This window comes from Clostridium sp., assembly GCF_016650095.1.
Classification (GTDB): domain Bacteria; phylum Bacillota; class Clostridia; order Clostridiales; family Clostridiaceae; genus Clostridium_AD.
Map to the genome: position 1 here is coordinate 1 of NZ_JAENWL010000105.1, position 9,820 is coordinate 9,820.

At 32.3% G+C, this 9,820-nt stretch carries 6 protein-coding genes; 1 reads left to right on the forward strand and 5 read right to left on the reverse strand.

Going from position 1 to position 9,820, the window contains the following annotated elements; all coding sequences use genetic code 11:
* Nucleotides 1–353 precede the first annotated feature (353 nt).
* Nucleotides 354–866 carry a ferritin gene (locus JJE11_RS08215; protein WP_291634433.1) on the forward strand — a complete coding sequence of 171 codons (513 nt, stop codon included), beginning with the start codon at nt 354–356 and terminating at the stop codon, nt 864–866.
* A 174-nt stretch (nt 867–1,040) separates the two neighbouring features.
* Here JJE11_RS08215 and JJE11_RS08220 read toward each other — a convergent pair whose 3' ends face one another.
* The 5 genes from JJE11_RS08220 to JJE11_RS08240 all read right to left on the reverse strand — a co-directional run.
* A complete protein-coding gene (locus tag JJE11_RS08220) occupies nt 1,041–2,078 on the reverse strand; it encodes a hypothetical protein (RefSeq protein WP_291634435.1) in 1,038 nt (345 codons plus the stop codon).
* Nucleotides 2,079–2,176: 98 nt separating this feature from the next.
* Nucleotides 2,177–3,406, reverse strand: coding sequence for a competence/damage-inducible protein A (locus tag JJE11_RS08225; RefSeq protein WP_291634436.1), 1,230 nt, complete (start codon nt 3,404–3,406; stop codon nt 2,177–2,179).
* 68 nt (nt 3,407–3,474) lie between these two features.
* Nucleotides 3,475–4,422 (reverse strand): phosphoglycerate dehydrogenase, encoded by a 948-nt coding sequence (locus JJE11_RS08230; RefSeq protein WP_291634437.1) that lies wholly within the window; start codon nt 4,420–4,422, stop codon nt 3,475–3,477.
* A gap of 43 nt (nt 4,423–4,465) precedes the next feature.
* Nucleotides 4,466–7,396, reverse strand: coding sequence for an insulinase family protein (locus JJE11_RS08235; protein WP_291634439.1), 2,931 nt, complete (start codon nt 7,394–7,396; stop codon nt 4,466–4,468).
* Nucleotides 7,397–7,779: 383 nt separating this feature from the next.
* On the reverse strand, nt 7,780–9,820 hold a 2,041-nt coding region (locus JJE11_RS08240), incomplete at its 5' end, for a GGDEF domain-containing protein (RefSeq protein WP_291634441.1).

The following is a 9,820-nucleotide window of genomic DNA, read 5'->3' on the forward strand; positions in this document are numbered from 1 at the left end:
GTGCTCTCCTCTATGAGAACAATAAAGATTTATGCTTCAAAGATACATTGGCATTATTAAAGGTATCGTCAAGCTTAATAAATTCCCCAAAATATATGCAAGGTGCAGGAATTCTAAATTTAGAAAAATTATTACCATAATCCTTTGCCTAAGATTACCAAATATTTTTTTTACATTAGGTAATAATATATACAGTAAACTACTTTAGGTGTATAATACTAATATCGTTTAATATTTATAATTAGTTAAAAACGATTATCAACATTTAAACAGTGGTATATAATATTATAAATTGACGTTTCTAAGGGGATATTCATTGTTTTGTGCCCCAGCGAAATACTAGGAGGATTATTATGATAAGCGAAAGATTATTAAGTGAACTAAACAAACAAATAAACTTTGAATTTTATTCTGCACATCTTTATTTAGCTATGGCAGCTTATTGCGCCGCAGAAGATTTTGATGGATTCGCTAACTTCTTTAAAATACAAGCTGAAGAAGAAAAATTCCATGCAATGAAATTTTATAATTACGTAAATGAAATGAACGGAAGAATAACACTAGAAGGAATGCCTAACCCTGAAAATGAGTACAGGTCACTTCTTGATGTTTTCAAAGCAGCTTATGCTCATGAAAAAATTGTAACTAGTAAAATTTATAACCTTACTGACATTGCTACTGAAGAGAAAGAACATGCTACTATAAGCTTGCTTAAGTGGTTTATTGATGAGCAAGTGGAGGAAGAAGCTAATTTCAGTGCTCTTATAAAGAGACTCGGAAGAATAAATGATGATCCTACAAGCCTTTATATGTTAGACAGCGAACTGGCAGCAAGAGTTTTTGTTCCACCTGTTACTACTAGATAAAACTTGTAAATTCATAGAATTACCTTATATAGGTTATCTTTTTTAAATACTTTAGGCACATATCAATATTGACATGTGCCTTTACAGTTATGATTATTTTTCTTTTTTCACCTTATAAACATTCAAGTAAGTATACGAGTCTATTTTATGTCATACTTTATAGTCATAATCTTACTATAAATTTTTTATAAGTGTAAGTAAATCACTATATACACCATAAGCAGTTTGCTGAATTTCAGGATTTTTTTCTACTATCTGTACTTCTCCCATTAAATCAGTTGTTATGCATAATATAGAAGATGTAGCATCAATACTACTTAATGTATCATTATTATTTATATAAACTGGATGCACTATGCCTTTTGCTTTGTTACCTTCAATATATCCCTCACATATTAGCTTAATTTTACACTGTTTGTCTTTGGCATTTTCTATATCTTCTAATGTAATATGCGCTATTCCCTGTCTGTCTATTTCAGTAGGGTTTATGTTTGTATCCATTAACACATTTAGTAATGCTGCAGTTTTTGCCGCCGCATCCCATCCATCCATATCCATTGAAGGATCTTCTTCCGCAAACCCTCTTCTTTTAGCTTCTTTAATCGCATTTTCATAACTATTTCCACTTTCCATTTCTTCTAGCACAAAATTAGTTGTAGAATTTAATATCCCTCTAAATGATAGAACTCTACATCCTGGTAGCGTATATTTAACGAAATTAAAAATAGGAGTGCCATCCATTACTATTGTTTCATATAAGAATTGTAGACCTCTCTCTTTTGAATTATCACGAAGCTTTTGATATTTCCAAGCTATCGGACCTTTGTTTCCTGTTATAACATGCATTCCTTTGTCAAAAGCAGCCTCAATATGAGTTATTGCTGGCTCTCCATCATAAATAGATAAAGTGCTCAGCTCAACTAATACATTAGCACTACAGTGTCTTATAACCTGCAATGTCTCCATAGTAACAGTATCCTGTGCACTAGCATCAAAGCTTCCAGTGTTCTTTACCTCTATCAAGGCTTTTGCAAGATCTATGCCCTCACGGTTAATAATTGCACCCTTAGACCTACCTGCAATAGCTGTGACTTTAATAGCGTGCCCTGTATTAGCTTTAATCTCTACGGTATTCGTTATTAACATTCTACAAAATTCCTGTGCTGCATTTCCAAATCCCACTAAACATATATTTATTTCTTCGGTTTTCAATTATACCCCACCTTTCTTTAGTTAACAGTTAACATTTCCAAGCTTAAAATTGTAAGCTTCAAGAGCTCTCTTGTAAGTTACAAGAGCTCTCTTGTAAGTTACAAGAGTTCTCTTCTAACTAAGTCCAGAAGTTCCATAGTTGCTCTTTCTCGTATTTTTTGTCTATTACCGGATAATTTAAGCATCTTGGTTTTAACTTCACCATTTATATATAAACCTACATATACAAGTCCAACTGGTTTTTCAGCACTTCCGCCATCAGGACCCGCAATACCAGTGGTTGAAATTCCAATACTAGTACCTGCCGTTTTTGCTATTCCACGCGCCATTTCTTCTGCCACTTCACTGCTTACTGCACCGTACTTATCTAATGTTTCTCTCGAAACTCCTAATCTATTGATTTTAGCCTCGTTACTATAAGTCACCGCCCCATCCATAAACACAGAAGATATCCCTGGGGAGTTTATAAGCTTCGCTGCTACCATTCCCCCTGTGCAAGATTCAGCTGTTGCTATAGTTAACTTTTTATTTACCAGCATTTCGCAAAGTACATCTTCTAATGTAGCATTTCCTTCTCCATAAATGTTGCTGCCAAGTCGGCTACGTATTTCTGCTTCCATAGGCGCAATAAGTTTTATTCCTTCGACCTCAGTAATAGCCTTTGCTGTAATTCTAAATGTCATTTCTCCTGCTTTAGCATAAGGTGCAACAGTCGGATTAGTCTGATTATCCAATATATCTTCTATCATTTCTGCCGCGCTACTCTCTCCAACTCCAATAACTCTTAGCACCTTTGAAACTAATACGCCTTGCTGAAACTTCTGAAGATAAGGAACTACAGCCTCTTCAAACATAGGTTTCATTTCCCAAGGTGGTCCAGGTAAAAGTGCAATTATCTTTTCATTCTCCTCAATTATACATCCTGGTGCTGTACCATTATTATTAGGAAGTATCACTGCATCTGTTGGAAAATACGCCTGTTTTTTATTGCTTTCTCCCATTGGTCTATTCATGTCTTTAAAATAACTCTCAATAATTTTTAGAGAAGCTTCATGAACCACACTTTGTTTCCCAAAATACTCAAAAGCTATTTCCTTAGTTATATCATCCTTTGTAGGCCCTAGTCCTCCGGTAGCTATAACTAGGTCAACTCTACTAAAAGCTAATCTATATGCCTCCAAAAGCCTTTCTGGATTGTCTCCAACTACTGACTGATGGTAAACTGATATTCCTAAATCCGCAAGTCTCTTAGAAATATATTGTGAATTTGTATTGACTATATCTCCGAGTAATATTTCTGTTCCCACTGCTAATATTTCTGCTTTCATAATAATTTCCCCCTCTGGTACCGCTCGCAAAGCACGTGGCAAGTAACCGCCTATAATGCCCCGAATATTTAATACCCTTTTTTCAAATCTACTACATTTACTAACTCTTTACCTTGTACATATTTTTTCATGTTTTTATAGATAAGATCAAATCTTCTCTCATTTCTCATCTCTGATATCCATGAACTATGAGAAGTTAATATAACATTGTTTAAATCCCATAATGGATTATGTTCTTTTAAAGGTTCTTCTTCATATACGTCTATTGCTGCACCTGCGAGCTTTCCATTTCTTAAGCTCTTAATTAGATAAACTTCATCCACAATACTACCTCTCGCTACATTTATAAAAAAAGCTCCGTTTCTCATTGCATTAAATCTATCTTCATTAATTAAATGATGAGTAGTTTTGGTATATGGTATTGTACCCACAACCACATCACATAGCTTTAGCATATAATCAAGCTCACGCATGTCGTAACATTTATCAAAATATTGAATATCTCTACCATCTGTATTTACACCTAATATGTTTACCCCAAAGCCTTGAAATCTTTTAGCTGCCTCCATTGCTATAGTACCGGTCCCTATAAACCCTATAGTTCTACCATATAGTTCCATAATACTAGTATCCATTTTCCATTTTCTATTAGCTTGATTCTCATATAGACCCTTGCTATTCTTAAAAAGCTCTAGTGTTTTTAATACAATCCATTCCCCCATAGGTATACTGTAACCACCTTTATTATTCGTAATTATAATAGAAGTGTTTTTAACATACTCCATTGGCAGTTGATCAATTCCTATGCTAGATAATTGAATCCATTTTAGCTTTTTCATTTTCTTTATATCAAGCGTTCTAAATGGATCATAACAAACTAAAACTTCTATGTCCGCAAGTTTTTCACTATAAATTAAATCCTGCTCTTTCATTACCTCTATATCATACCCGAAAGCTTCTATATCTTTAATTTTATCTCCGCCATAGTTGTATGTGAAAAGTGCTTTAGTAGCCATATAAATCCTCCTTTTAAAAAAGGTGCCGCAAGGCACCTCTACATTATTTAAATACATTTACCAAATCAATAAATATGTCTTTATTCTCTTTAAGTTTAGTTTCATTTCCCAGCACACAAAAATAGTTTCCTTTTATAACATCATCTAATAGTGGTTTAAAAGACTTAATATCCTCTGCATTTGTACTTAATACTTCATCTCGCTCCACTTGTCTTTGCGCCTCAGTAATACCTCTTATATAAAATGCTGTTGCCCTCTCACCTTTCATAGAAGGTGTTAATGGTGAATCAAGTTCACTGATTGTTCCTATAATATATTTGGTCATTTCTCTCTTTGAAGCTTCAAAGTTTCCTATATAATCACATATTCCATCGTAAGCATTTAAAGTCTCTTTCACGTTAGGATCACGATAAGATACGAAAACTACATTCCCGCTTCTAGCTAAGTTTGCAAAAGCACCATATGCACCACCTTGCACACGTACTCTATTCCATAAGTAGTCGAGACTAGCAATAGTTTTAAGTACTAACATCTTGCCTGAATAGGAATATCCCTGCTTAATGAAGTTATAGCCTTTAGCTACATACTGAACATCTGATGAAGTTAATAATCCTTCATTATTTTTATTTAAATTAAAATTATATTCTGCATCTGGCAATTTGTTTTCTCCTAATATATTCATAATTTTAGGTAACTCGCCCGCAAAAGCAGTATATATATCTTCTTCTCCAGTAACACTTATTATAAGGTTGTTTTTGTTAAATATCAGCTCTGCTACCTTTTTTAAATTCCCAATAATTTCTTCTGATTTTTTATCAAAATCTTTTTCTATTTCATTTATAAATTTATAAAAAGATATTCCTGTAGTGCTTTCTATATAAGCGGAAGCTGGTGAGAAGTAAGAAGTAAGTCTTCCAGCTGCTACCATATGGCCTCTATCAACAATCTTCATTTCTAGCCTTGATTTCAATTGTTGAATTAACTCCTTCAAACGTTTCTTTTCATCAAATTTAGTTGTACTAACTATTTCTGCCATTAAATCAAATAACTTAGGAATCTTAGGAACTAGTGCTTTAGTCTTTACTACGAGCTTTGGGCTATATTTTTCAAAATCTCCACTTTCTCCATATACCTCTGTAGTAAAATGAATTCCACCAGTATGAATATTAATTTCATTAGATAAATCAGAATAATTTGTATTCTTCGTACTTACCCTTCCTAAAATAGTTGATAATAAGGTTACATAAGGTAGTAACTCCATATCTACTTTTTTAGCATCAAATAGTAGATTAATATAGCCAATTTTATTAGTAAATATGTTATGAGATAGTACCTTTACCCCTTGTTCATCCTTTTCTTTTAAAGGTAAATGTTCTACTTTATTTTCAATATCCGAAAGTTCAAGTAAAGGAATAGTTTCAAGCACTTCCACCGAATCTGGTGCCATTTGTCTTTCTTTAAGAGCTTTTGTACCTTGCACTATTTCATCTATTTGTTTTTCTGAAAGGCTCGCCTTATACTTAGCTAGTTTTTCTTCTACTGCCTTTGACTTTTGTTCTGCAAGGCCTTTTTTGCCATTCAATATGACCATAGAACTATGGGTATTATTTATTAAATACTTTTCAATAAGATTTTCAAAATAATTAGTAGTTAACGCAGCTTTTATTTTACTTAAATAGCTTTCATACTCTAAATGCATAGTTGGATCTTTGTCATAAAGCCAGCTGTCCATACTAGTTATATAATAGAATAATCCTTTTGGGAATCCACCTAAATCAGCTTCTCGAAGTTTAAATTCCGTAATATTGATACAAGCTTCTATTAGTTTTTTGTCTATTCCCTCTTTAACTAAATTCTTCAAAGTTGTAAATACAACTTCCTTAAATTTTTCTTTTTCACTTTCATTAGAGTTTTTTGCTACTATACTAAATACAGGTTGCAATATGCTATTATCAAAGCTTCCGAATACATCCTTTCCAAGATCTGCATCGATAAGTGCTTTCTTCAAAGGCGCTGCCGCACTCTCTAATAATAAATATTCTAAAATTTCAAAAGCTAAATGGAGTTCTGGCTGGCTAATATTATCGCCTGATACAAAGTTCATACTTAAGAAAGTTTTGTCCCTCTCATCATCATCATCGGAAATAGGATATTCTATCTTAACTTCTTCCATGCTACTAAACGATTTTTGAAGCTTAATAGCTGAATCTACGGGAATTCTATCAAAATCATTTAAATAGCCTTCACTAATAAATTGTAACTGTTTATCAATATCTCCATCTCCATATAAGAATATATAGCTATTTGACGGATGATAATATTTTTTATGGAACTCTAAAAATTCCTTCTGCGTTAAATCTGGTATAAATTCTGGATCTCCACCGGATTCCACACCATAAGAAGTGTCTGGAAATAAGGATTCTTGAACCTTCCGCATAAGGCATCCCTCTGGAGACGAGAATGCACCCTTCATTTCATTATAAACTACACCTTTATAAGTTAGTTTGTCTTCCTTGTTTTCTAATTCATAATGCCAACCTTCTTGCATTAATATTGCTGGCTCCGAATATATGTTTGGATAAAAAACTGCATCTAAGTACACATCCATAAGATTAAAAAAGTCTTTTTCATTTTTACTAGCTAGAGGATATATTGTCTTATCAGAAAAAGTCATAGCATTTAAAAATGTATTTAAAGATCCCTTTATGAGTTCCACAAAAGGCTCCTTGGTTGGAAACTTTCTAGAGCCACAAAGCACTGAATGTTCTAGTATATGTGGAAGCCCATCGCTATTTTTAGGTGGTGTTCTAAATCCTATAGAAAACACCTTGTTATCATCATCATTTTCTATATGCATAAGCCTGGCTCCACTTTTCACGTGTTCAAACAATCTTGTCACCGAATTTAACTCTTCTATATTTTTCTCCTCTGTTAACTTAAATCCATGGTATGTACTTCCTATTATAAACTTCATTTATGTCCTCCTTATACTTTCTTTGAGAGTTTAAAACACTTATTAAGTGCTTCATATCCTGTAAACTTGCACCATACAATTTGCATGACACCTACCGATAATAAAAAATCACCTATTATATTCATTATACACCACTTTATTCCTTGCTGCCATCAAGCTAAATCATTTTATATATCTATCTTTCCACATTTTTATTTTGTCTATACTATAGATGAAAAACAAAATTATATATTACTCTGATTGTTCCTACTTAAACTAAAATAATTTTACCGAATGAACATTTTATAATTTATTACAAGGGCATAAAACCCCCAGCAAAAAGTTACTGAGGGCGTATAGGTAGCATATTAAACAAACACCAAAGACCTGACGAAGTTGAATTGCTATAGTATTGGAACAATTATCTTACCTAGAGTATTTACAAAGTTAAAATCATCAAACCCGAATTCTTTTGCCTGCGTTGATTCCGTAAGGTATAATACTCCTTTTATCGAGTCACCTTGAATCAATGGAATAGCCATAACAGACTGCCAATTTGGAACACCTGTAATCGCATCATACTCAGTTATTGTATCCCAATCTATCTTGCATACTCCCTGTTTACTGTCAATTACAGATTTTATTATTTTCTCATTATACGTATCTATATCCATCCATTCATTTTTTAAAATCCTTCTTGAATATTTGCAAATAATATTCTCATTCTCCATAATAAACAAAATTCCATTTTGTGCTTCTGTAATTTCAATAATTCTACCTAATAAACTATATATTTTATCTTCTCTGCTTGCATTTATGTTTATAAGCTCAATTAATTCTATCATAGCAAGCACATTTCTATGGTCTTGAAGCGCATTACCAGATATTATTCCAGTAAGTTTATCAGTTCTTTTAGCCTTTTTAGAAAATTCACTATTCCAAATAGCATATCTATTTCGTCCCTGATTTTTTGCAACGTATAAAGCTTCATCTACCCTCTGGGCTAATTCCTCTTGCCACTCACCGTGAAGAGGATACGTAGCAACTCCCAAACTTACGGTAACATCATGTCTATTATCTAGTATTTTTTCTCCTTCTATTTTGCATCGTAGTTTTTCAGCCACAAGTTCAGCATCGCAAATACCAGTACCAGGAAGAATAACAATAAACTCTTCACCACCATATCTACCTACAATATCTGTTTCCCTCAGATTGCTTCTCACAACATCGCATACCCTTTTTAATACATAATCTCCTGTCCTGTGTCCAAACTTATCATTTACCATTTTAAAATGATCTAAATCATACATAATAAGAGAAAATTCACTTCCAGTTTTACTTGCTGATTCAATTTGTTCACCTAAAGCCTCTTCTAGATATTTTCTAGTAAGTGTTCCAGTCAATTTATCAATAGAGGAGCTTAATCTGAACTTATATTTTTCAATTATCATACCTATAACCTTACTGAGCTCCATACATTTTTTCATACTATCATTGTTAATATTATTTAATGCCCTTTGTGATTCAATGTATATATATCCAATCACATGCTTACTATCATGTGTATTTTTTCTTCGCTCATTTTTAATAAAGCCCTTTTCATTTGTGTTTTCCATAATAACAGGAATACAAATGGATGCTTTTAAAGCATTATGGATATTAATTATATCCCCATTTATATTTTTTTCAAAAGATGCATCATTTACTAAAACTGCTCTCTCTATGCTTAAAATTTTAGATAATACCTCTTGGCTTTGTGGCAATTCATATCTTCTATCACTAGATGCAATAACTTTATAATCTTTGTCATTATCACTCATAATAATAATAGTTCCCCTTGTTGCTAACGTTATATAGACCAAATAATCAATTATAAGTTCTAAGTTTTTCGCATTATCCGATTGCAGATTTTCTAACACACCACTTAGGTCATGGATATCTTCATGAAGGGAAGATGAATATATTTTTTTTATAGACTTAATAAAGTTCTTATTCTTTAAAATATCTTTATGATTTACTTGCCCTAGTAGATTTATTAGTCCTTCTTCATCACTAACCACAACAGCCTTAAATACCAACACTTTCATATCTTTATTACTCTTATAATAATTATTAATACATAGAAATTTATTAAAAGGCTTCAACGCATTATTTAATTTAATATAAGTTAATCTATATTGCACAGGTAATCGAAGAATTATATCCTTTAATATACCACAAGCCTCAAGATAGTAAATTACTGCATACAAATAATCCTTTTTATCAAAGTAATAATCACCAATTGCAGTATATATTTTCCAACTTGACTCTATTTCTTTATATTTTTTTGAATATTCTAAGGCTTTATTGAAAAATATAGTGCTCTTCTTCTTTTCAAGTAACCCATCAACGTATAATTTTTTAATATACCCCCTCTGATCCTTTAAATCAATGTCTATCTTATTA

Coding starts and splice junctions, on each gene's coding strand:
- JJE11_RS08215 (WP_291634433.1), top strand. CDS start 354: ATGATAAGCGAAAGATTATTAAGTGAACTAAACAAACAAATAAACTTT.
- JJE11_RS08225 (WP_291634436.1), bottom strand. CDS start 3,406: ATGAAAGCAGAAATATTAGCAGTGGGAACAGAAATATTACTCGGAGAT.
- JJE11_RS08230 (WP_291634437.1), bottom strand. CDS start 4,422: ATGGCTACTAAAGCACTTTTCACATACAACTATGGCGGAGATAAAATT.
- JJE11_RS08235 (WP_291634439.1), bottom strand. CDS start 7,396: ATGAAGTTTATAATAGGAAGTACATACCATGGATTTAAGTTAACAGAG.